Source organism: Actinokineospora sp. NPDC051303 (assembly GCF_055586285.1).
The window spans coordinates 25279-44117 of sequence record NZ_JBVJIN010000039.1; the positions used below are offsets into that span (position 1 = coordinate 25279).

The 18839-nt window shown below is 70.6% G+C and carries 22 protein-coding genes; 6 read left to right on the plus strand and 16 right to left on the minus strand.

Features of this window, described 5'->3' with window-relative positions; translation table 11 throughout:
* Positions 1–28 precede the first annotated feature (28 nt).
* From ACZ6SD_RS24875 to ACZ6SD_RS24885, 3 genes are all read right to left on the minus strand, one after another.
* Entirely contained in the window at positions 29–709 is a 681-nt protein-coding gene (locus ACZ6SD_RS24875; RefSeq protein ID WP_465319395.1) for a response regulator, read from the minus strand.
* Positions 706–2277 carry a sensor histidine kinase gene (locus tag ACZ6SD_RS24880; protein ID WP_465319396.1) on the minus strand — a complete coding sequence of 524 codons (1572 nt, stop codon included), beginning with the start codon at positions 2275–2277 and terminating at the stop codon, positions 706–708. Before ACZ6SD_RS24880 ends, ACZ6SD_RS24875 begins: the two co-directional genes overlap by 4 nt.
* 384 nt (positions 2278–2661) lie before the next feature.
* Entirely contained in the window at positions 2662–3279 is a 618-nt protein-coding gene (locus ACZ6SD_RS24885; protein ID WP_465319397.1) for a class I SAM-dependent methyltransferase, read from the minus strand.
* 118 nt (positions 3280–3397) lie between these two features.
* Between ACZ6SD_RS24885 and ACZ6SD_RS24890 the strand changes: the two genes are divergently transcribed.
* The 4 genes from ACZ6SD_RS24890 (at position 3398) to ACZ6SD_RS24905 (ending at position 7565) form a co-directional block, all read left to right on the plus strand.
* On the plus strand, positions 3398–4369 hold the full coding sequence (locus ACZ6SD_RS24890; protein WP_465319422.1) for a Bug family tripartite tricarboxylate transporter substrate binding protein: 972 nt from the start codon (positions 3398–3400) through the stop codon (positions 4367–4369).
* On the plus strand, positions 4366–4926 hold the full coding sequence (locus ACZ6SD_RS24895; protein WP_465319398.1) for a tripartite tricarboxylate transporter TctB family protein: 561 nt from the start codon (positions 4366–4368) through the stop codon (positions 4924–4926). The genes ACZ6SD_RS24890 and ACZ6SD_RS24895 overlap by 4 nt, the downstream gene beginning before the upstream one ends.
* Complete coding sequence (locus ACZ6SD_RS24900) at positions 4927–6429, plus strand: tripartite tricarboxylate transporter permease (RefSeq protein ID WP_465319399.1); 1503 nt, start codon at positions 4927–4929, stop codon at positions 6427–6429.
* A 71-nt stretch (positions 6430–6500) separates the two neighbouring features.
* Positions 6501–7565 carry an NADH:flavin oxidoreductase/NADH oxidase gene (locus ACZ6SD_RS24905; protein WP_465319400.1) on the plus strand — a complete coding sequence of 355 codons (1065 nt, stop codon included), beginning with the start codon at positions 6501–6503 and terminating at the stop codon, positions 7563–7565.
* Positions 7566–7675: 110 nt separating this feature from the next.
* Here ACZ6SD_RS24905 and ACZ6SD_RS24910 read toward each other — a convergent pair whose 3' ends face one another.
* A complete protein-coding gene (locus tag ACZ6SD_RS24910; RefSeq protein ID WP_091450236.1) occupies positions 7676–7861 on the minus strand; it encodes a DUF3073 domain-containing protein in 186 nt (61 codons plus the stop codon).
* A gap of 195 nt (positions 7862–8056) precedes the next feature.
* On the opposite strand from ACZ6SD_RS24910, the gene ACZ6SD_RS24915 reads away from it, so the two are divergent.
* Positions 8057–8950 (plus strand): DUF8083 family protein, encoded by an 894-nt coding sequence (locus ACZ6SD_RS24915; RefSeq protein ID WP_465319401.1) that lies wholly within the window; start codon positions 8057–8059, stop codon positions 8948–8950.
* Positions 8951–9329: 379 nt separating this feature from the next.
* On the opposite strand, the gene ACZ6SD_RS24920 is transcribed toward ACZ6SD_RS24915, so the two are convergent.
* Genes ACZ6SD_RS24920 through ACZ6SD_RS24940 form a run of 5 tightly spaced genes read right to left on the minus strand, consistent with a single transcriptional unit; the run spans position 9330 to position 13296 of the window.
* Positions 9330–10268, minus strand: a complete 939-nt coding sequence (locus ACZ6SD_RS24920) for an asparaginase (protein WP_465319423.1) — start codon at positions 10266–10268, stop codon at positions 9330–9332.
* 5 nt (positions 10269–10273) lie between these two features.
* Entirely contained in the window at positions 10274–10852 is a 579-nt protein-coding gene (locus ACZ6SD_RS24925) for an RsiG family protein (RefSeq protein ID WP_465319424.1), read from the minus strand.
* A gap of 55 nt (positions 10853–10907) precedes the next feature.
* Positions 10908–11741 (minus strand): beta-keto acid cleavage family enzyme, encoded by an 834-nt coding sequence (locus ACZ6SD_RS24930; RefSeq protein WP_465319402.1) that lies wholly within the window; start codon positions 11739–11741, stop codon positions 10908–10910.
* Positions 11742–11749: 8 nt separating this feature from the next.
* Complete coding sequence (gene ygfZ, locus ACZ6SD_RS24935; protein ID WP_465319403.1) at positions 11750–12871, minus strand: CAF17-like 4Fe-4S cluster assembly/insertion protein YgfZ; 1122 nt, start codon at positions 12869–12871, stop codon at positions 11750–11752.
* Positions 12868–13296: a Fur family transcriptional regulator gene (locus ACZ6SD_RS24940; protein ID WP_465319425.1), complete on the minus strand. Its 429-nt coding sequence runs from the start codon at positions 13294–13296 to the stop codon at positions 12868–12870. The genes ygfZ and ACZ6SD_RS24940 overlap by 4 nt, the downstream gene beginning before the upstream one ends.
* A gap of 59 nt (positions 13297–13355) precedes the next feature.
* Here ACZ6SD_RS24940 and ACZ6SD_RS24945 point away from each other — a divergent pair, with 59 nt between their 5' ends.
* The gene (locus ACZ6SD_RS24945) at positions 13356–14201 is read left to right on the plus strand and encodes an aminodeoxychorismate lyase (RefSeq protein WP_465319404.1); all 846 of its coding nucleotides are present in this window, start codon (positions 13356–13358) and stop codon (positions 14199–14201) included.
* A 13-nt stretch (positions 14202–14214) separates the two neighbouring features.
* Here ACZ6SD_RS24945 and ACZ6SD_RS24950 read toward each other — a convergent pair whose 3' ends face one another.
* The 7 genes from ACZ6SD_RS24950 to ACZ6SD_RS24980 form a co-directional block, all read right to left on the minus strand.
* Positions 14215–15084: a 5-oxoprolinase subunit C family protein gene (locus ACZ6SD_RS24950; RefSeq protein WP_465319426.1), complete on the minus strand. Its 870-nt coding sequence runs from the start codon at positions 15082–15084 to the stop codon at positions 14215–14217.
* Positions 15084–15704, minus strand: coding sequence for a 5-oxoprolinase subunit B family protein (locus ACZ6SD_RS24955; RefSeq protein ID WP_465319405.1), 621 nt, complete (start codon positions 15702–15704; stop codon positions 15084–15086). Before ACZ6SD_RS24955 ends, ACZ6SD_RS24950 begins: the two co-directional genes overlap by 1 nt.
* Positions 15705–15726: 22 nt before the next feature.
* Positions 15727–16362, minus strand: a complete 636-nt coding sequence (locus tag ACZ6SD_RS24960; RefSeq protein WP_465319406.1) for a heme-binding beta-barrel domain-containing protein — start codon at positions 16360–16362, stop codon at positions 15727–15729.
* A 196-nt stretch (positions 16363–16558) separates the two neighbouring features.
* Positions 16559–16951 carry a hypothetical protein gene (locus ACZ6SD_RS24965; RefSeq protein ID WP_465319407.1) on the minus strand — a complete coding sequence of 131 codons (393 nt, stop codon included), beginning with the start codon at positions 16949–16951 and terminating at the stop codon, positions 16559–16561.
* A gap of 82 nt (positions 16952–17033) precedes the next feature.
* Positions 17034–17342: a DUF1416 domain-containing protein gene (locus tag ACZ6SD_RS24970; RefSeq protein ID WP_465319408.1), complete on the minus strand. Its 309-nt coding sequence runs from the start codon at positions 17340–17342 to the stop codon at positions 17034–17036.
* A gap of 35 nt (positions 17343–17377) precedes the next feature.
* Positions 17378–18211: a sulfurtransferase gene (locus ACZ6SD_RS24975; protein WP_465319409.1), complete on the minus strand. Its 834-nt coding sequence runs from the start codon at positions 18209–18211 to the stop codon at positions 17378–17380.
* Positions 18208–18699: a DUF4395 domain-containing protein gene (locus tag ACZ6SD_RS24980; protein WP_465319410.1), complete on the minus strand. Its 492-nt coding sequence runs from the start codon at positions 18697–18699 to the stop codon at positions 18208–18210. The genes ACZ6SD_RS24975 and ACZ6SD_RS24980 overlap by 4 nt, the downstream gene beginning before the upstream one ends.
* Positions 18700–18839: the final 140 nt, after the last annotated feature.

Genomic DNA, 18839 nt, shown 5'->3' on the forward strand with positions numbered 1-18839 from the left:
CTGGTCACTGACAGCAACCTGTCGTTGACTACCGCTGGTCCTTTGTGTGCCGGTAGCGGCGTTCCGGCCTGCCCGCGCCGCCGTAGCGGAGGCGGACCTCGGCCTGGCCGGTCTGCACGAAGTGCTCCAGGTAGCGGCGGGCGCTGACCCGGGAAAGCTGGGCCACAGCGGCGCATTCGGCCGCCGACATGTCCTCATCGGCGGTGCCCAGCGCCTCGGCCACCACGGCGGCGGTCTGCGCGGTCAGGCCCTTGGGCAGGGCGGCGGCGCCCCGCGGACGGGATCCGAAAACCTGGTCGACATCGGCCTGTCCAGCGGTGGCGAGGCCGCCGAGCTTGGCGTGCAGGGCGGCGAAGTGCTGCAACTGGTCGTACAGCGCGGGATAGGAGAACGGCTTGATCAGGTAGTGCAGGACGCCGCCGCGCATGGCCCGGCGCACGGTGTCGATGTCGGTCGCGGCGCTGATGACGATCACATCCGGGTCGGCCGGGCCGTTGCGCAGTTCCCGCAGCACTTCCAGGCCACCGAGGTCGGGCAGGTAGATGTCCAGCAGCACCAGGTCCGGCCGCAGCGCTTCGGTCAACCGCAGCGCGTCGGCCCCGGTGTGCGCCACGCCCGCGACAGCGAACCCGGGCGTGCGCGCGATGTATCCACTGTGGACTTTGGCGACCATGAAGTCGTCGTCCACCACCAGAACCGAGATCGTCATCCGATCACCTCCGGCAGCCGGGCGGTGAACACCGCGCCCTGGTCGTTGTGGACCGCGACCGAGCCGTGGCGGCGGATGCAGATCTGCCGGGTCAGTGCCAGCCCCAGTCCGCGCTGTCCGCCCGCCTGGGCCGCCTTGGTCGTGAAGCCATGCCGGAACACCTCTTCCGCGATCTCCGGCGCCACCCCTGGGCCGGAGTCGCGCACCACGACCTGAACCGCGCCGTCCACATGCGACATCGACACCTCGATCCAGCCTTCCTTGCCGCGCAACGCGTCCAGGGCGTTGTCGACCAGGTTCCCCAACACGGTGACCAGATCCGCCGACATGCTCTCGTCCACTTCGCCGAGCCTGCTCGCCGCGGCCAGCCGCAGCCCGACGCCTTGCTCCGCGGCCAGGCTGGCTTTCGCGATGAGCAGCGCCGCCACCGCCGGGTCGTCAACGCGGGCGCTCACCTCGGCGTGCCAGGTCTCGCGGGTGTGGCTGACCCGGTCCACATAGCGACGCACCTCGTCATACTCGCCGAGCTCGATGAGGCCCGCGATCGTGTGCAGCCGGTTCGAGAACTCGTGCGCCTGCGCCCGCAGCGTGTCGGTGACGCCGCGGTTCACGTCGAGTTCGCGGTGCAGCGCCACGATCTCGGTGCGGTCCCGCAACGTCACCACGGCCCCAATCCCGCCGTCCCGCAGCGCGATCGGCATCCGGTTCATGACCAACACCCGCCCCCGGCGCAGCACAATCTGGTCGGCGCCCTCCGCGCGGCCGGTGAGCACGTCAAGCACCCGGTCGTTGAACTCGAAGTCGGTGACCGGCCTGCCCACGACGGCGCCCGGGTCCTCCGGCAGCGACAGCAACTCCCGGGCGTGGTCGTTGACCAGGGTGAACCGCTGCTGCTGGTCCAACCCCAGCACACCTTCCTTGATGCCGTGCAGCATCGCCTCCCGGTGCTCGACTAGCCCGGCGATCTCGGTCGGCTCCAGCCCGAGCGTTTGCCGCTTGACCCGCCGCGCCACGAGCAGCGAACCGACGACGCCGAGCACCGTGGCCACGCCCAGAATCAGCAACGCTTCCCCGGGGGAGTTCGCGATGCCCGCGAGGAACGACGGCGTGTCCTTTTCGGCCGCCACTATTCCGATCACCCGGCCGTTATTTCCGATCACCGGCACATGTGCGACGAGTTCGGGACCGACCTCGCCGACCCATGATCGTCCCGATCGGACAGTGCTCTCGCCGACTGGCAGTGGGCCGCCCACTTGTGACGGATCGGGTGAGGTGAGTACCCGCAGGTCTGGCAGGGCGATTACGACGGCCTTTGCCCCGGACAGGCTGCGTGCGCTCTCGGCGAACGGGGGAAGCTGGTGGTAGCGGAGAGGATCGGCCAGTGCCTCCCGCACTCCGGCGGTTGCGGCGACGTCTTCGGCTACCGACAGCATCCGCCTGCCCTCGGTGGCCCGGAACGCCGCGTTCGACTGGATGGCTGAGAAGACCGCTACCGCGCCTAGGAGGGCGGCGACGATCGTCATCTGCCAGCCCAGCAGTTGGCGGGCCAGGGAGCCGTGTCCAGCCATGGGCCTAGTGTGCATGGGTTTGGCTGTGGGGGTTGCTCGATGGGGTGGCTGGGTTGCTGGGGTTGCTCGATGGGGTGGAGTGGTTTCTTTGGGGCCCCTACGAAGGAAGATCGCCCGTGTGAAAGAGGGTGGGAAGCCTGCGGCATCACACGCGCAGCCAGCTTAGCGATCTTCCTTCTCCCCCGAAGAAACCACTCCACCCCATCGAGCACCTGGCGAGCGTTGGTTCGGCCTGGCAGGGGGTTGGGTTCGCTGGTCGGTCTACCCCATTGAGCACTTGGGGGCGTTGGTGCTGCCTGGTGGCTGGTTGTTTTCGCTCCTTCACTTAGTGCGCTGGGAGAGCTCGTTCTGTTGGCTACGGCCCCGGTGCTATCGACAGGTGGACTACCTGGTGAAGCTGAATAGCGGTCGTCCTGGTTCGTAGGGCTGTCCTTGGCTGACTTGGTGTGTGCCTACGCGGAACAGGGTTTCCGTTGGGGCGGTGAATGCCAGTTCGGTGAATCCTTGGTTGGAGAACCACTGGCGGATGGTGGTGCTGCGGTCGATCTTGGTTTCGCGGGCGCGGGTCCAGATGACGATGCCGCCGTTGGTGAGCAGGGTGGGCAGTGTCTTGATGGTTTGGGCTACGTCGGTGTCGGTCAGGTTGCCGAAAACTCCGCAGGTGAGCACTAGGTCGGCGGGGACGTGGGTGGCGTATGGGGTGGTTGTTCCGGCGTCTTCGGTGACCACCGTGACCGATGGCAGGTTCGCCGCTCGTTCCCGTGCGCTTTGGGCCAGGTGAGGGTCGAGTTCGACCAGGAGGGCTCGGGCTCGGGGGCGGTGTTCTGCCAGGACCGGTAGGAGGTCGCGGCCGTCGCCCGCGCAGAGGCTGACCACTGTCGGTTCGTCGGGCAGGAGGTTCAGTGCGTCTCGCACGTGTTGTCGCACCGTGATCAGCCGCTGGGAGAGGGGAGAGTCCGGGTCGTCGTAGTTGTGGTGCCAGTCCGCCCAGTTGGTGGTCATGTGACCACAAGGACCACAAGTACCGCTGTGGCCGCAAGCGCGACAGCGGTGTAACCCGGCGGCAACATAACTCGGCAAGACGAACGAGAGGTGGATCACAGTGCGTGTGTCCCCGCTGGTGGCGGCCGTGGCGGCGGTGGCCGCTGTGCTTCTGGTGCCGCCGTTGCTCAGCTCTGAATCCGATTCGGATGGTCCGGGTGCGCAGGTGCGGGGGCTGCGTGTGCTGGTGCCCAACTCGCCGGGGGGTGGGTATGACATCACCGCCCGCACGGCGGTGAAAGCCATGGAGGACGCCGACCTCAGCCGCTCCGTGGAGGTGTTCAACCTGCCGGGGGCCGGTGGCACGGTCGGGTTGGGGCGGCTGGTCAACGAGCGCGGCAACGACAAGCTGGTCATGTCCATGGGGCTGGGGGTCGTGGGCAGCGTCTACACCAACAAGTCGCCGTCCTCGCTGGCCGACACGACGCCGATCGCGAAGCTCATTGAGGAGCCGGACATCGTGGTCGTCGGCAAGGACTCCCCTTACCGCGACCTCGGCGCGCTGGTGGCGGCGTGGAAGGCGAACCCGGGGGCGGTGCAGGTCGGCGGCGGGTCGTCGCCGGGTGGGCCGGACCACCTGGCGCCGATGCTGATGGCCAAGGCGGTCGGGCTGGCGCCGAAGGAGGTCAACTACGTGCCCTTCGACGGTGGCGGCGAACTGCTGGCCTCGGTGCTCGGCGGCAAGGTCGCCTTCGGCGTGTCGGGCATCGGCGAGTACCGGGACCAGATCCAGGCCGGTGAGCTGCGCGTGCTGGCGGTGACCGGCCGCACCCGCATCCCCGGGGTGGACGCGCCGACGCTGCGGGAAGCGGGAGTGGACGTCGAGTTCACCAACTGGCGCGGCATCGTCGCCCCGCCCGGTATCGGCGACGGCGACCGGGACCGGCTGGTCGCGCTGTTCACCAAGCTGCACGACTCGCCGCAGTGGCGGGACGCGCTGGCCCGCAACGGGTGGGTCGACGCGTTCCAGACCGGCGGCGACTTCGGCGCTTTCCTCGACTCGGAGAACGCCCGCGTCGCGGGTGTCCTGACGGAACTGGGGCTGGCATGACCACCATCGAACGGCCGGGACCTGAGAACACAGAGCCTGAGAACACAGAGCCCGAGAACGGGCGCAAGAGCTGGCTCAGGGACCACTCCGAGTTGGGTGTCTGCGTGGTCTTGGCCGCGCTCGGCGTCCTCGTGCTCGTTGACGCGATCCGGATTCCGACCGACTTCGCCCAGCGCGGCCCGGTCGGCCCGAAGGCCGTCCCGGTGCTGGTCGGCGGCCTGCTGCTGCTCGTCGCCGCGCTGCTGGTCCGCGACGTGCTGCGCGGCGGCAAGGGCGAGGCCGAGGGCGGCGAGGACATCGACCTGTCCGCCCCGGGCGACTGGCGCACGGTGCTGCTGCTGTCCGCGGCGTTCCTCGCCAACGCCGCGCTGATCGGCGTCGTCGGCTTCCCGATTTCCGGGATGGTCCTGTTCTGGGGCGCCGCCTACGCGCTGGGCAGCCGCGCGCCCGTGCGCGATCCGCTGATCGCGGCCGGGCTGTCGGTGGGGACGTACCTGGCCTTCAACAACCTGCTCGGGGTCCCGCTGCCCGGCGGTCCGCTGATGGGAGTGCTCTAGATGGACGCGTTCAGCCAACTCATGGACGGGTTCGGCACCGCGCTGACCCCGACGCACCTGGCCCTTGCGGCTGTCGGCGTGCTGCTCGGCACGTTCATCGGCGTGCTCCCCGGCATCGGCCCGGCGATGGCCGTGGCGCTGCTGCTCCCGGTCACCTACGGCCTGGAGCCGACCGGCGCGTTCATCATGTTCGCGGGCATCTACTACGGCGGCATGTTCGGCGGCTCCACCACCTCGATCCTGCTCAACACCCCGGGGGAGAGCGCGGCGGTGGTCGCGGCGATCGACGGGAACCCGATGGCCCGCAAGGGCCGGGGCTCGCAGGCGTTGGCCGCGGCCGCGATCGGGCACTTCGTCGGCGGCCTGATCGGCACGACCCTGCTGGTCCTGCTCGCGCCCACGGTCGCGGAGTTCGCCGTGGGCATCGGAGCCCCGGACTACTTCGCGATCATGGTGCTGGCGTTCATCGCGGTCACCTCGGTGCTGGGCAACTCCCGGGTCCGCGGGTTCGCGTCGCTGCTCATCGGCCTCACCATCGGCCTGGTCGGGCTGGACGAGATGACCGGGCAGCAGCGGCTCACCTTCGGCTCGCTGCAACTGGCGGACGGCATCGACGTGGTGATCGTCGCGGTCGGCCTGTTCGCGGTCGGCGAGTCGCTGTGGGTGGCTTTGCACCTGCGCCGCCGCCCGGCGGAGCCGATCCCGGTCGGCCGGGCCTGGCTGGGCCGCGACGACCTGCGCCGGGCGTGGAAGCCGTGGCTGCGCGGCCCGCTGATCGGGTTCCCGTTCGGCGCGCTGCCCGCGGGCGGCGCGGAGATCCCCACCTTCCTGTCGTATGTGACCGAGAAGCGGCTGTCGAAGCACAGGGACGAGTTCGGCCACGGCGCCATCGAGGGCGTCGCGGGTCCAGAGGCCACGGCCAGCGCGTCCGCCGCGGGCACCCTGGTCTCGATGCTGACCCTGGGGCTGCCCACGACGGCGGTCGCGGCGGTCATGCTCGCGGCGTTCCAGCAGTACGGCATCCAGCCCGGCCCGCTGCTGTTCGAGCGCGAGTCGACGCTGGTGTGGGGGCTGATCGCGAGCCTGTTCGTCGGCACGGTGCTGCTGCTGGTGCTGAACCTGCCGCTGGCCCCGGTGTGGGCGAAGCTGCTGCGCATCCCCCGGCCGTACCTGTACGCGGGCATCTTGTTCTTCGCCGCGGTCGGGGCGTACGCGGTCAGCGGCCAGGTCGCCGACCTGCTGGTGCTGTTCGTCATCGGCCTGATCGGGCTGGTGATGCGCCGCTTTGGCCTGCCGGTGCTACCCGCGGTGCTGGGCGTGATCCTCGGCCCGGCCGCTGAGCAGCAGATGCGCCGCGCGCTGCAACTGTCCGATGGCGCGTTGTCCGGGCTGGTCAACACCACCTTCTCGGTAGTCGTCTACGTGGTTGTCGCCACGATTCTGCTGTGGCCGCTGGTGCGGCGGGTCAAGCGGATCCCGGAGCGCGAGAAGGTCGACGCCTAGCGGAACATCGGAGAGCGGGCGGACGCTGATGTGGTTCGTTGGACAACGAACCACATCACCGGAGGAACCCTGTGAGCCTGCTGTTCAGTCCGCTGACTCTGCGGTCGGTCACCCTGTCCAACCGGGTGGCGGTGAGCCCGATGTGCCAGTACTCGGCGACCGATGGAGTGCCCGGGGCCTGGCACCTGGTGCATCTCGGCTCCCGCGCGGTCGGCGGCGCTGGCCTGGTGATCGCCGAGGCCAGCGCCGTCGAGCCGATCGGGCGCATCTCGCCGGACGACACGGGCATCTGGTCGCCCGCGCACGTCGACGCCTGGCGCCCGATCACCGCGTTCATCAAGGCCCAGGGCGCGGTGCCGGGGGTGCAGCTCGCGCACGCGGGCCGCAAGGCGTCGACCTACAGCCCGTTCGCCGCCGGTAAGCACGGGGTGCCCGACGAGGACGGCGGCTGGACCCCGGTCGGCCCGACCGACGAGCCGTTCATCCCCGAGTACCGCACCCCGCAAGCGCTTGCGCCCGAGGAGATCGAGGCGCTGGTGGAGACCTGGGCGCGGGCCGCCCGGTACGCGGTCGAGGCGGGTTTCGAGGTCGTGGAGGTGCACGCGGCGCACGGCTACCTCTTGCACGAGTTCCTGTCGCCGCTGACCAACACCCGCACGGACTCTTACGGCGGTGACTTCGCCGGTAGGACGCGCTTCCCGGTCGCCGTTGTCCGCGCTGTCCGGGCGGCGGTAGGCGAGGAGGTGCCGGTGCTGGTGCGCATCTCGGCGACAGACTGGACCGAGGGCGGCCTGACCGGCGACGACGCCGTGGAGGTCGCCCGCGCGTTCGCCGACGCGGGCGCGGATCTGATCGACGTGTCCACCGGCGGGAACGTGGCGCACGCCACGATCGACACCGGACCCGGCTACCAGGTGCCCTTCGCCGACGCGGTCCGCCGCAAGGCCGAGGTCGCCACCGGAGCCGTCGGCGAGATCACCGACGCGCACCAGGCCGAGCGAATCCTCAGCGAAGGATCAGCCGACTTGGTGCTGGTTGGCCGTGAGCTGCTGCGCGACCCGTACTGGCCGTTGCGCGCGGCAGCCACACTCGGTGCGGAGGCCGCCCCGCCGGTCCAGTACGCGCGAGCGTTCTGAGCCGGGCCGTGAAGGCCACCCCGCGAGGGTCCGCGGGGTGGCCTTCACGGCGTACGGAGGGGGTGTGCGGCGTTGTGGGCCCAGCGCTAGGTGCGGCACTGGGCCCGGGTTCATCGCCGGTAGTCGTCGTACTCGTCCTCGGACGAGTCGTCGAAGCGGTCACCGCTGTCGTGACCTTCGTCGGACTTCCCGCCCGACAGCTCGCGCTGCAGTGCGTCGAAGTCCGTGTGGTGTGAGCTGTACTTGAGCTCCCGGGCCACCTTCGTCTGCTTGGCCTTAGCTCGGCCGCGCCCCATGGCTCGACCCCCTCGCACAGTGACGGGGCGGCCGGGGGAACGGCGGCCCCGTAGATGTCGACAGTTGATTCCTGCTAACTACCGTACCGTGCCGAAGGGGTTCGATGCGACGCGGCACGGTGTGCAGAACCTGACATCGGCAAGAACACCTCGCCCGAGCGACCGCGCGGCCGCCGTCCGTGAAAGCATGTGCGCGTGCCTCGTCCGTTCGTCGCCTACCTGCGGGTGTACGAACCATTGTCGTCCTTCGCGGAGCCCCTGGCAGGCCTGCTGCGCGGCGCCATCGAGGCAGGCGGCCTAGACCGCGCCGACATCGCCGCCCGAGAACGCGAAGTGTGGCTCAAGTCACAGTTGTATGCGCCCCCTGCGACCCTCCCCGGCGAACTCCCCGACGGCCGCCCCGCACCCAGTTCGCTGCGCGACCTCCTGGTGATCGACCCCGCCGAGGTTCCCACCGACCAGGCGGAGGTGGGCCCAGGCCCGCTGGTGTGCCCGCTGGACCTACGCGCCCGCTCGGCAGCGGCCATGGTCGGCTTCCTGGCCACCTCATCGCCGACCCTGCGCGCCGAGGTGCTGCTCTCCCAGACCCCGGAGAACGTCCGCCAGAAGGCCACCAGCGTCCTGGCCGACCTCCCCAGCGGCGCCGTCCACGTGGTCTCGACCACCTGGACAGTCCCTCTCCCTTGGTTTTCCCTGGTAGACCCAGCCCACCGCCACGTAGTAATGGCCCCCCGCGACGACCCCCGCCGCCAAATCTACTGGCGCACAGCCATCGGCGACGCCCTCCGCCGAGTAGAACGAGCCCGCACCCTCTCCCAACAAACCTTCGGCGACGTAGGCCCAACGAAGGTCCTGGCGGACACCGCCCGCTGGCTAACCAACTTCGACGACCACTCAGCAGTAGAACTCGACTACGGCGGCCTAGTCCAACTCCTAGACGACAAAGAACTGCTAGAAGACACCTCCGCAGAAGACGTCCACGCCATCCTCGACGCGATAGAGGCAGCCGACCCCACCCAGGTAGGCATCCGCTTCGAACGCCTAAGAACCTTCTGGGGCGACCTAGCCAACCGCGAACAGGCCAACTAGCAGTTCGACCCACCAGACCTGTCGACCTGTCTGCCCCCCCACCAAGCCGCACCCGGCCCTGCCAGGTGCGCGATGTGCGGAACGAGCAGCAGCGAACCCACCCTCCTGCCAACCGCACCCGCCCCTGCCAGGTGCTCGATGGGGTGGAGTGGTTTCTTTGGGGGAGAAGGAAGATCCCTAAACTTGCCGTGGTCGTGGGGCCGAAGGCTCCCCACCCGTCTTTCCCACGACGGGATCTTCCTTCGTAGGGGCCCCAAAGAAACCACTCCACCCCATCGAGCAACCCCCACAACCCAGCCACCCCGGGAACCCGCTCCACCCCATTGAGCAACCCACCCCAGCGAGCCCCCACGAGAGCCCGATCCACACCAAGCGAGCCTCAGACCAAGCCGTCCAGCACTCCGTCCATCAAACGCACAGAGCCGACAACCTCCCCACCACCCAACACAGCCTTCTCAGAAAACGCCCCAACACACCCGAGCGCACGCAACACCCCAACCAACACAGGAGTCCGCCCCCGAGCACCCCCATCATCGATCTTCATAGCCAGCGCCGTGCCATCCCCCAACGCAAAGGCGTGCACCCCTTCCGCACCACCCTTCACCAGAGAACCAGGCACAGCCCGCATCAGCTCCGTGTCATCACGATCACTGCCACCCACCAGATACGGATGATCACGCATGACACCGGCAACCCGCCAACGGCGAGTACCAACCGGAGCAGTCACCAGCCGCGTATAAGCGGCAGCCAACGCCGTCAGCGAGACAGCGAACAACGGCGCCCCACACCCATCCACCGCAGGCGCGCCAAGAGAAGAACCAGTCAGATCCGCGATCGCCCCAGCAACCGCCTCTTGAACCGGATGCCCCGGAGCCAGATACCCAGCGGTCTCCCAGCCACGTTGAACGCAAGTGGCGAGCATCGCCGCATGCTTGCCCGAGCAGTTCATCGCCGCCGCCCGCGGCCCCCCACCCGCCGCGATGACCCGATGGCGACTTTCCTCGTGCATCGGCCAGTCAGCCGGACACCCAAGATCGGATTCCGCCAAGCCATGCCCGGCGAGAATCCGCAGAACCCGCTCCACATGCTCAGGTTCCCCACTGTGCGAAGCGCACCCCAGAGCCAAGTCGGCGTCAGCGAGATCAAGCCCCGCGCGAAGCAGCCCCACGGCCTGCAAAGGCTTGTTGCACGACCTGGTGAAGACCGGCGTGTCGACCGAGCCGAGAGCCAGCCGGACGCGGCCGTCCGGGGCGAGCACGACGACCGAGCCGCGGTGGACGGATTCCACGACTCCGCCGCGCCGGACTTCGACCAGGATGGGGTTCAGCGCGGGGCTCCGCCGGGTTTCTTTCCCCGTTCGGCGGCCAGCAGGTCGTCCACCGAGGCGCTGCCCGCCCGGTAGCGGCTGCCGATCTGGTCGTTGAGCAGGTCCATGACCCGCTGCACTTCCCGTCTGCGCTGGGACACCGAGGCTTCTTCTTCCTCGTAGGTGCGCAGCGCCAGCGCGAGCCGGTCGTCGGGCAGGGACACGACGTCGGACAGGTCGGCGTCGGAGACGAGGGCTTCGACGTGTCTGCGGTGCGCTTCGGCGCGGGAGGGTTCCATGGTCTGGTACCGCCCGGAGCCCATGGCCGGGCCGACGGCGTTGTCCGACAGGATCGCCGCGAGTTGGTCGACCACGGCGGTGGACCCGCCGGTGGCGCGGCGGCGCTGTTCGGCGCGGACGATGTCGATCCGTCCGTGCAGGAGTCGCCGCAGGTAGGACAGGTCGGTCTCCTCCTGCGCCGCGTCGTCGCGGCGGGCGCGGACCTCGACGAGGTCCAGTTGGTCCAAGCCCTCGACGTACTCCGGCGACAGCACCCTGTCGATGCGCCTACGCCCACCCGGGCGGACTTCGATCACGGGCACATCCTCCGACATGTAGTGCTCGATGGCCATATCTTGACGACAATGGTGCTCAACTCGCCACCCCTAGAAGCACCTTCGCCTCGTCTGGACTCATCGGCGGCCGTTGGGCGATTCTTGCCAGTCCGGACGCTCTTGCGACCAGTTGGGCGTTGTCTTTCACCCGTTCGCCGCGCGCGTAGGACAGTGTGTCCTCCATTCCCACCCGGACGTGCCCGCCCGCGGACAGCGCGGCGAGCAGCACGGGCAGGGACGCGCGGCCGACGCCGGTCGCGGAGAACGTGGCGCCTTCGGGGATGCGGCGCAGCGCGGCGGCCAGCGTCTCGGTGTCGCCGGGCATCCCGCCGGGGACGCCCATCACGAGGTCGAGGTGCACGTGGCCGCCCGCGGGCGGGCCGTGTTCGTCCAGCAGCCTGCGCAGGGCGGTGAGGTGGCCGAGGTCGAAGATCTCGTACTCGGGGACGATGCCGCGCTCGCGCATCCGGTTGTGCAGTTCCACGATGAACGGCCACCGGTTGACGAACACGTCGTCGCCGAAGTTCACCGTGCCCATCGAGCAGGACGCCGAGTCGGGCAGCGCGTCGAGCACGGCGAGCCGGTCTTCTTCCGGGTCGGTCACCGCGCCCCCGGTGGACAGCTGCACGATCAGCCGCGTCTGCTCCCGCACGGCCGCGACCGTGTCGGTGAGCCGCTTGAGGTCGAGGGTCGGCTGGGCGTCGTCGTCGCGGATGTGGATGTGGATCATGGCGGCGCCGACCCGCTCGCAGTCCCGCGCGGTCTTCACCAGCTCATCGAGGGTGACCGGCAGGTTGGGCACGTCGGTTTTGCTGTGCTCGGCCCCGGTCGGCGCGACCGTGATCACCGTGCCGTGGGGAGTCGGTGGCATGGCGCGCCTCAGCCGCGCAGACCCTGCGCGGCGACCCGGCCCAGGCCGGGAGTGTCCTCGGGCACCGAGTCCGGGTCGATCGACGCCTGCGCCGCCTGCTCGCCCGCGCCCGCGACGAGTTCGGTGCCCGGCTCGACAGACCGCTTGATCAGCGCCAGCGCGATCGGCCCCAGCTCGTGGTGCTGCTCGACCGAGCCGACCCGCCCGACCACCCGCTCGCCCGCGAGCACCGGGGACCCGGTCTCCGGCAGGCCGTCCGCGGAGCCGTCGAGGTGCAGCAGCAGCATCCGCCGGGGCGGCCTGCCGACGTTGTGGACCTTCGAGACCGTCTCCTGCCCCCGGTAGCAGCCCTTGGCGACGTGCGCGGCGACGTGCACCCAGCCGACCTCGTGCGGGATCGTCTTCTCGTCGGTGTCCACGCCCAGCCGGGGCCGCGCGGACTCCACCCGCAGCGCGTCGAAGCCCCAGCTCCCCATCGGCCGGGCGCCCGCGTCGGTCAGCCGCGTCCACCACGCGGCCAGTTCCGCGCGGGGCACCAGCAGGTCGGCGGCGTCGTGGCCGGGCCACGGCATCCGCCGCACGATCACCTCACGGCCGCTGGCCACCGCGTAGTCGCCCACCGGCACCGGCAGCCCCACCGCGGCCAGCAGATCCGGCGTCTCCGGGCCGACCAGGGACAGCACGGCGCGCTCCTCGGTCGCGTCGCGCGGCTCCACCCGGGACCAGAACACCATCTGCTCCAGGTACTCCAGCAGGGTGACCTGCCCGCCGCGCGCGCCGGTCGCCGCCGCGCCGCGCTCGGTGTCGAGCCACACCACGCCGTCGACGTGCGCGAGGACCATGTGCGCGTCGACCCGGCCCTGGCTGTCGAGCACCAGCGCCTCGGTGCCCGCGCCCTCGGCCAGGGCGGTGACGTGCTGGGAGATCACCAGGTGCAGCCAGGACAGCCGCTCGTCGCCGGGGACGGCGATCACCTCGCGGTGCGACCGGTCGACCACGGCGACCTTCCGCGCGGCGGCCCGCTGCTCGGCGAACGGGTCGCCGAAGTGCCACGGCACGCCCGCGTCGATCGACTCGTCGGGCGGCGGGACGGCGCCGGGCAGGTCGAGGATCGGGGAGCGGTTGGTCACTGGGTCTCCTCGGTGCAGCTTCGGCACGTGCCGGACAACGCGAGATGCCCCGCGTCCAAGACGAACCCGTGCGCCACCCGCAGTGTCCCGCACAGCTCGTCCATCACCGCCCGGGGCGACTCGTCGATGTGCCCGCAGCGGTGGCACACCAGGTGGACGTGCTGGTGCTCGTGGACGGAATAGGTGGGCGCGCCGTGGCCGAGGTGCGTGTGGTGGACGAGGCCGAGACCTTCCAGCAGCTCCAGCGTGCGGTAGACCGTGGTGATGTTGACCGTCGGCGTGGTCCGCCGCACGTGCTGGCACACCTGTTCGGGGGTCGCGTGCTCCAGGTCGAGCAGCGCGTCGAGGACGAGTTGGCGCTGCGGCGTCATCCGCATCCCGCGTTGGTGCAGCGTCTCCCGCAGTTCGGCGCGGCGCCGGGACATCGGGTGGGCGGTCTCCACATCGCCGATGGTAGGCCTTCACCGCGCGTAAGGTCGGGTGCATGCGCGTGCTGGCGATGCTGGACGGAACCCTGGCCGACCCCGACCGACCGCACCTGCGGGTGGACGACCTCGGCGCGCTGCGCGGCGACGGCGTGTTCGAGACGATCCTCGTCGTGGACGGCAAGCCCCGCGAACTGGGCCCCCACCTTGATCGTCTGGCCAGGTCAGCCGCGATGCTCGATCTCCCGGTCCCCGACCGCGCGGCCTGGGAGCGGGTCACCGAGACCGTGATCGACGCGTGGACCGAGCCCGGCGAGATGGCCCTGAAACTCGTCTACACCCGGGGCCCCGAGTTCGGCGACGGCACACCGACCGGCTACGCCCTTGGCCTGCCCCTGGCGGCCAAAGCCCTCCAGGAGCGGGTGGCGGGTGTGGCGGTGGTCACTCTGGAGCGCGGGTTCGACCCCGAGGTGGTGGCCCGCGCCCCCTGGCTGCTCCTGGGCGCGAAGACCCTGTCGTACGCGGTGAACATGGCCGCCCTCCGCCACGCCGCCACCCGAGGCGCCGACGAGGTCGTCTTCGTGGCCGCGGATGAGACTGTGCTGGAAGGCCCGACGTCCACCGTGGTCGTGGTCAACGGCAACACGCTGCGCACGCCCCCGCCGTCGAGCGGAATCCTCCCCGGCACGACCCAGGCGGCCCTGTTCCGCGCCGCCGAACGCGCGGGCTGGTCCACCAAGGTCGAGCCCATCACCCGGACCGAACTGGCCAGGGCCGACGCCGTTTTCCTGGCCTCCAGCGTCCGCAAGATCACCCGTGTCCGCGAGCTGGACGGCGTGCCCCTCCCCGAGGCAACCGCTCTCCAGACCGAGCTGAACGCCCTCTACGAGTCCGAGTACGCCTGACCGGCAGGCGGCGTCACAGGTCGGCGCGAGCCCGCAGCCGCACCTTCGTCCCCGGCCGAGCCTGCCCCAACTCCGCAAGATGACGGGCGGGCACGACCCCGATCACCGGATAGCCGCCGGTGGTCGGGTGATCGGCCAGAAAGATCACCGGCCGCCCGCTGGCGGGCACCTGCACCGCCCCCGTCACGACCCCTTCACTGACCAGTTCCCGCCCCGCGAACGCCCCCGACCGCCGCAGCGGCGGCCCCAGCAGCCGCAGCCCGACGCGGTTGCTCTCCGGCGACACCGCCCACACCGCCCCCGCCAACTGCGCCGCCGGGTCGTCGAACCAGTCCTCCCGAGGCCCGAGCACCACCGGCACGGTCAGGTGATCGGCCGGACTGGGCGGCGGCACCGCGTCCTCCCCGACCGGCGGCCCCATCGGCGCCCCCAGCGGCAGGACGTCGCCTACCCGCAGCGGCGCGGGCCCGATTCCGGACAGCAGGTCGGTCGACCGCGACCCGAGTTGCGCGGGCACGTCCAACCCGCCGGACACAGCCAGGTAGCACCGCAGCCCCGCGACCGGCGACCCCAACTCCACCGTCTCCCCGGCCCGCAGGTGGACCGGCGCGTGCGACCCCATATCCCGGCCGTTGACGAGAACCGGAACGCTGGGCCCGGTCACCGCGACCGTGCACGAGGTCGACGCGCGCAGCCGCAGCCCGCCGAGCACCGCCTCGATCCCCGCCGCCCCCTCCGCGTTGCCCGCGAGCCGGTTGGCCAGCCGGAGCGACGGCACGTCGAGCGCGCCGGACGGCGGCACGCCCAGGTGCGCGTGCCCCGGGCGGCCGAGGTCCTGGATGAGCGCCTGCGGCCCGGTGGCGAGCACGGTGACGGCCCGCATCACGGCGCCGCCTCGAAGCGGACGCGGTCGCCGGGGGACAGGAGGGCGGCGGGGTCGCGGGACGGGACGAACAACGGGGCGGCGTGCTCGGCCAGCCGGGCCAGCAGCCGCCAGCCGCCAGGGGACGGGCGGGGGTAGACGCCGGTGAACTCGCCCGCCAGGCCCACCGCGCCCGCCGGGACGCGGGAGCGGGGAGTGTCCAGACGGGGCTGCCGCAGCGGCTCGGGCAAGCCGGTCAGGTACGCGAAACCGGGCGCGAAGCCGCAGAACGCGACCGTGAACTCCGTGCCGGAGTGCAGGGCGACTGTCTCGCGCACGGTAAGACCCGCTGTCTCGGCCACCAGCTCCAAATCCGGCCCGTCGTAGACCACCGGTAGGACAACCTCGTGCGAGGTGACGTCCGGAGCCGCGGACAGGTCCACCCGCTCCAAGACGTCCCGCACCCGGCGGATACCCGAAGAACCGGCCCTGAAAGACACCAGGACGGTGCGGGCGGCGGGCACCAGGTCGACCAGGCCCGGCAGGTCGGCGGCGGCCAGGGCGGCGCGGGCGGCGGCGACCTCAGTTAGCGACGCCAGTTCGACCAGGACCGCGTCCGGGCCGCACCGCCGCAGGCGCACAGGGTCAGGAGGGTCGGCCGACTCAGCCAACGACGCGGCGCAGATAGGCCGAAGTGTGCGGCTGCAACTCCTGGCCCACCATGGCGCGTTCCTCGACGTAGGCCAGGTCGCCGTTGTTCACCAGGCCGTAGAGGCGCTTGGCGGCGTTGACCTCCTTGGCCGTCGCCGTCCGAGTGACCAGGTCGGTGGCCAGTTCCCAGGACGTCTGGCCGCGCGGGGCGCCGTAGTAGATCTCCGAGACGCCGGTGGCGTGCGTGAGCAGCACCTCGATGGTGTCGTCGGCCTGCGGTCGCCACCAGCCGACCTCGCGGGCGGCGGGGCGGATGACCTTGCCGTCGCCGTCGAGCAGCCACGCGCGCGCCTCGTAGGACAGGAACGGCCTGCCGTCGTGCGCGAAGGTGATCTGCTGGCCGAACTTGACGGGCCCCTCGATGGTCGGATAGACCACCTCGCCCTCGCCGCGCCACACGCCGACCAGGGGCAGCAGGGCGAGGCAGGCGTCGTTGAGGTTCGGGCCCTCGCGCAGGTTCGCGGTGTCCGCCGGGATCGGCAGGTCCTCGAACTGCGGCAGGTTCCGGTGCCGGGTCGCCTCGGCGCGCTCGGCGGCGGCCTGCAGGGCCGCGTCGCCGCTGCCGGGGACCGGATCGGATGGCGCCATGCTCAGCGCTGGTCGGCGTAGAGCCGGTACACCACGTAGACCGCGAACCAGGTGGTGAGCAGGCCCATGATCACCAGCAGCGAAGTGAAGAAGATTTCCACGCCTGGCAGGATAACCCGTCCGGTCCCCGACGACTGTGCGCGGGCAGGGTGGCGGGAATCTCAGCGGGTCGGGCGGGATCGTCACAGCGGAGTCGTCACAGCGACGCGAACGCGGGGACGCCAGCCTTGGAGAGGGTGACCGAGACCCGGGCCTTGCGGACGAGCGGGCGGGTCTTGCGGAGGCTGATGTGGGCCGGGCAGTCGCAGTCGGGGTCCAGCGGGGCCGGGCAGTGCACCAGGCCGGTGCGCAGCGCGTCGACGGCAGCGTCGCTCAGCTCCCAGGACCACCACATGTCCCACTCCTCCTCCCATGGCGGGGCGAAGCAGTCGTGGGAGAAGTGCGCCACCGCGCCGTGCGCCTTGGGGCACGCGTAAGCGGTGGTGTGGTCGTAGACCACGTTGTGCCCGTCGGCGCCGTGTGGGACTCCCCGTTTATCGATCATGACGACGACCTCCGCCGGGTCGCCGCACTGTCCGCACGTGCTCATAACGGCCATCTTCACCCGCGAGACGGCAAGAGGTCCGGGAGTTCGCCGAACTCCCGGACCTCTTGAACGATCTTGCGGGCACTCAGCCCACGGCGACCGCGACGTCGTGCAGGCCGGGGCCCTCGGCGTTGACCTTGGCCTCGCCGTTGCCGCTGCGGTGCAGGGCGCGCACGGTCCACTCGCCGGGGGCGGCGAAGAAGCGGAAGTCACCCTCGGCCGAGGACACGACCTCGGCGGTGAACTCGCCGGTCGAGTCCAACAGCCGCACAAACGCGCCGCCGACGGGCTCGCCACCACTGGTGACCTTGCCGTTCAGGACGATTTCCTTGCCTGCGTCCACGTTCGCGGGCAGGGCAGCGCCCTGCTCCGGGGCGCCACAGGAGTCAGCCATTTGAGTTCACCTTTCGGGGGTTTCGCCGGGTTCGCTTACGCGCCGATTTCGACCGGGACGCCGACCAGGGAGCCGTACTCGGTCCACGAGCCGTCGTAGTTCTTCACGTCCTCGTAGCCCAGCAGCTCGTGCAGGGCGAACCAGGTGTGCGAGGAGCGCTCGCCGATGCGGCAGTACGCCACGGTGGCCTTGCCCTCGTCCAGGCCAGCCTCCTTGTACAGCTCGCGCAGCTCGTCGTTGGACTTGAACGTGCCGTCCTCGTTGGCCGCCTTGCTCCACGGCACGTTGATCGCGCTCGGGATGTGGCCCTTGACCTGCGCCTGCTCCTGCGGCAGGTGCGCGGGCGCGGACAGCTTGCCGGAGAACTCGTCCGGCGAGCGGACGTCGACGAGGTTCTTGGTGTTGATCGCGGCCACGGCCTCGTCGCGGAACGCGCGCAGCGACAGGTCCTGCTCCTTGGCGCTGTAGGTCGTCTCCGGGCGGCTCACCGGGTCGGCGTTGAGCGGGCGGCCGTCGAGCTCCCACTTCTTGCGGCCGCCGTCGAGCAGCTTGACCGACTCGTGGCCGTAGAGCTTGAAGTACCAGTACGCGTAGGCGGCGAACCAGTTGTTGTTGCCGCCGTAGAGGATCACCGTGTCGTTGTTGCTGATGCCGCGCGCGGAGAGCAGCTTCTCGAAGCCCGCGCGGTCCACGAAGTCGCGGCGCACCGGGTCCTGCAGGTCCTGGCGCCAGTCGACCTTCACCGCGCCCGGGATGTGACCGGTGTCGTAGGCGCTCGCGTCCTCGTCTACCTCGACAAACACCACTCCGGGCGTCTCAAGGTTCTCCTCGGCCCACTGTGCCGTAACCAGCACGTCTTCGCGGCTCATCGGGCGGTTCCCACTTTCTTGTTGATGATGGACAGACGGTTGAGCAGCAGATACGCCTCGCAGCCGAGGCAGAACCCGAACGCGGCGTTCAGGAAGGCCGCGGCGAGCGCGAACGCGGTCGCCACGACGCCGAGAGCGGTGAGCCCACTGGCGTAGCCGAGCACGCCGACCACGGCGAACCCGAAGCCGACCCCCTGGGCGAAGCGCAGCGGCGCGACATCCTCGCGCTCGTCGGTCGGCGCGAGCCGGGGCGCGACGAGAGCGCGGTAGAGCGCCGAGTACGGGGAGTGGCGCGGCCCGGCGAACGCGCCGAGCGCGAACACCACGGCCTGCGCGGCGAGCAGCGGCCACCAGCCGGTGACCAGCACCGCGACCAGCACGGCCGTGGTCACCCAGGCGGCGAACCGCGGCCCGCGCGGGTCGACGGTCTGGCGGCCGGACTGCTGGGCCGCGGGCGGTGTGGATTGAGGGTCTGTCGATCCGGACACTGTGGCCTCCTGACCTGGACGCGGGATCGGGGTCCGATGGGGCGGGCGCGGCGGGGCCGCGGACTGCCGCCCGGTCAGATCGATGCCCGACACAGGCTGCTGTCGACACGGCAGAAATCCACCGTGCGACGCCTGGTCAG

What these genes read in the sequence shown, in the direction of transcription:
- ACZ6SD_RS24945 (WP_465319404.1), top strand. Translation starts at nt 13,356, where the DNA reads ATGCGCGTGCTGGCGATGCTGGACGGAACCCTGGCCGACCCCGACCGA.
- ACZ6SD_RS24895 (WP_465319398.1), top strand. Translation starts at nt 4,366, where the DNA reads ATGACCACCATCGAACGGCCGGGACCTGAGAACACAGAGCCTGAGAAC.
- ACZ6SD_RS24910 (WP_091450236.1), bottom strand. Translation starts at nt 7,861, where the DNA reads ATGGGGCGCGGCCGAGCTAAGGCCAAGCAGACGAAGGTGGCCCGGGAG.
- ACZ6SD_RS24900 (WP_465319399.1), top strand. Translation starts at nt 4,927, where the DNA reads ATGGACGCGTTCAGCCAACTCATGGACGGGTTCGGCACCGCGCTGACC.
- ACZ6SD_RS24930 (WP_465319402.1), bottom strand. Translation starts at nt 11,741, where the DNA reads ATGCCACCGACTCCCCACGGCACGGTGATCACGGTCGCGCCGACCGGG.
- ACZ6SD_RS24960 (WP_465319406.1), bottom strand. Translation starts at nt 16,362, where the DNA reads ATGGCGCCATCCGATCCGGTCCCCGGCAGCGGCGACGCGGCCCTGCAG.
- ACZ6SD_RS24950 (WP_465319426.1), bottom strand. Translation starts at nt 15,084, where the DNA reads ATGCGGGCCGTCACCGTGCTCGCCACCGGGCCGCAGGCGCTCATCCAG.
- ACZ6SD_RS24885 (WP_465319397.1), bottom strand. Translation starts at nt 3,279, where the DNA reads ATGACCACCAACTGGGCGGACTGGCACCACAACTACGACGACCCGGAC.
- ACZ6SD_RS24975 (WP_465319409.1), bottom strand. Translation starts at nt 18,211, where the DNA reads ATGAGCCGCGAAGACGTGCTGGTTACGGCACAGTGGGCCGAGGAGAAC.
- ACZ6SD_RS24965 (WP_465319407.1), bottom strand. Translation starts at nt 16,951, where the DNA reads ATGAGCACGTGCGGACAGTGCGGCGACCCGGCGGAGGTCGTCGTCATG.
- ACZ6SD_RS24880 (WP_465319396.1), bottom strand. Translation starts at nt 2,277, where the DNA reads ATGGCTGGACACGGCTCCCTGGCCCGCCAACTGCTGGGCTGGCAGATG.
- ACZ6SD_RS24940 (WP_465319425.1), bottom strand. Translation starts at nt 13,296, where the DNA reads ATGTCCCGGCGCCGCGCCGAACTGCGGGAGACGCTGCACCAACGCGGG.
- ACZ6SD_RS24970 (WP_465319408.1), bottom strand. Translation starts at nt 17,342, where the DNA reads ATGGCTGACTCCTGTGGCGCCCCGGAGCAGGGCGCTGCCCTGCCCGCG.
- ACZ6SD_RS24875 (WP_465319395.1), bottom strand. Translation starts at nt 709, where the DNA reads ATGACGATCTCGGTTCTGGTGGTGGACGACGACTTCATGGTCGCCAAA.